General features: G+C 53.3%; 1 protein-coding gene, 1 tRNA gene and 1 rRNA gene. All 3 read left to right on the top strand.

Annotation, left to right across the window (positions count from 1 at the left end):
• Window positions 1–248 (top strand): hypothetical protein (locus PTE31013_RS25035; RefSeq protein WP_217426266.1); only part of this gene is annotated, 248 nt, incomplete at its 5' end.
• 197 nt (window positions 249–445) lie between these two features.
• A 16S ribosomal RNA gene (locus tag PTE31013_RS24635) occupies window positions 446–1,978 on the top strand.
• A 64-nt stretch (window positions 1,979–2,042) separates the two neighbouring features.
• Window positions 2,043–2,119, top strand: a tRNA-Ile gene (locus PTE31013_RS24630).
• The last annotated feature ends 1 nt before the right edge of the window (window position 2,120 follow it).

Here is a 2,120-nt window from a genome sequence, read left to right as displayed (position 1 = left end):
CTAATATTCCGTCTCTCGCAACGACGGCGACGCAGCGCAAGCGGCGAAGCGGTGGAGGCGACGGGCTGGAAAGCCCGGTGGTTAGGGGTTTTGGAGCTTGCGAGTGGCTACGGCGACGAGCGAAGAAAGCGAAAAAAACTGTTGACGACGACGAGAAGCTGCGACATAATCTCACTTCTCTGCTGCTGATGCAGCGACGCAGAAAACGAAGCGACGGCGCGGTAAGTGTGCGACGAAGCGAAGTGTGATGCGATTGATCTTTAAAAATTAGACAACCGATAAGTGTGGGCACTCGATGAATGGTGCGTCTGCTTCGGCAGATAAGCTTTAAATTTATTGAGGCTCACATAGTAATAGGTAAGTTAAGAAATTAACTTGTCAGCATACTTTGAGAGCGACCGGTTCAAGTGATTTATCACGAAAAACCGAAAACAGTAACAGGTTTAAACTGAAGAGTTTGATCCTGGCTCAGATTGAACGCTGGCGGCATGCCTTACACATGCAAGTCGAACGGCAGCACGGGTGCTTGCACCTGGTGGCGAGTGGCGAACGGGTGAGTAATACATCGGAATGTACCTTGTAGTGGGGGATAGCTCGGCGAAAGCCGGATTAATACCGCATACGCTCTGAGGAGGAAAGCGGGGGACCTTCGGGCCTCGTGCTACAAGAGCAGCCGATGTCAGATTAGCTAGTTGGTGGGGTAAAAGCTCACCAAGGCGACGATCTGTAGCTGGTCTGAGAGGACGACCAGCCACACTGGGACTGAGACACGGCCCAGACTCCTACGGGAGGCAGCAGTGGGGAATTTTGGACAATGGGCGAAAGCCTGATCCAGCAATGCCGCGTGTGTGAAGAAGGCCTTCGGGTTGTAAAGCACTTTTGTCCGGAAAGAAATCCTCTGGGTTAATACCTCGGGGGGATGACGGTACCGGAAGAATAAGCACCGGCTAACTACGTGCCAGCAGCCGCGGTAATACGTAGGGTGCAAGCGTTAATCGGAATTACTGGGCGTAAAGCGTGCGCAGGCGGTTTTGTAAGACGGATGTGAAATCCCCGGGCTTAACCTGGGAACTGCATTCGTGACTGCAAGGCTAGAGTATGGCAGAGGGGGGTAGAATTCCACGTGTAGCAGTGAAATGCGTAGAGATGTGGAGGAATACCGATGGCGAAGGCAGCCCCCTGGGCCAATACTGACGCTCATGCACGAAAGCGTGGGGAGCAAACAGGATTAGATACCCTGGTAGTCCACGCCCTAAACGATGTCAACTAGTTGTTGGGGATTCATTTCCTTAGTAACGAAGCTAACGCGTGAAGTTGACCGCCTGGGGAGTACGGTCGCAAGATTAAAACTCAAAGGAATTGACGGGGACCCGCACAAGCGGTGGATGATGTGGATTAATTCGATGCAACGCGAAAAACCTTACCTACCCTTGACATGTACGGAATCCTGCTGAGAGGTGGGAGTGCTCGAAAGAGAACCGTAACACAGGTGCTGCATGGCTGTCGTCAGCTCGTGTCGTGAGATGTTGGGTTAAGTCCCGCAACGAGCGCAACCCTTGTCCTTAGTTGCTACGCAAGAGCACTCTAGGGAGACTGCCGGTGACAAACCGGAGGAAGGTGGGGATGACGTCAAGTCCTCATGGCCCTTATGGGTAGGGCTTCACACGTCATACAATGGTCGGTACAGAGGGCTGCCAAACCGCGAGGTGGAGCTAACCCCAGAAAACCGATCGTAGTCCGGATCGCAGTCTGCAACTCGACTGCGTGAAGCTGGAATCGCTAGTAATCGCGGATCAGCATGTCGCGGTGAATACGTTCCCGGGTCTTGTACACACCGCCCGTCACACCATGGGAGTGGGTTTTGCCAGAAGTAGGTAGCCTAACCGTAAGGAGGGCGCTTACCACGGCAGGATTCATGACTGGGGTGAAGTCGTAACAAGGTAGCCGTAGGGGAACCTGCGGCTGGATCACCTCCTTTCTAGAGCATGCACTGGAAGTTGAGTGTTCACGCTTATCGGTTGTTGACTGCGAAGATCTAAGTCGGGTCTGTAGCTCAGGTGGTTAGAGCACCGTCTTGATAAGGCGGGGGTCGAAGGTTCAAGTCCTTCCAGACCCACCAA

Origin of the sequence: Pandoraea terrigena, assembly GCF_902459705.1 — a bacterium.
Classification (GTDB): domain Bacteria; phylum Pseudomonadota; class Gammaproteobacteria; order Burkholderiales; family Burkholderiaceae; genus Pandoraea; species Pandoraea terrigena.
This window is presented reverse-complemented; position numbering and strand designations above follow the sequence as displayed.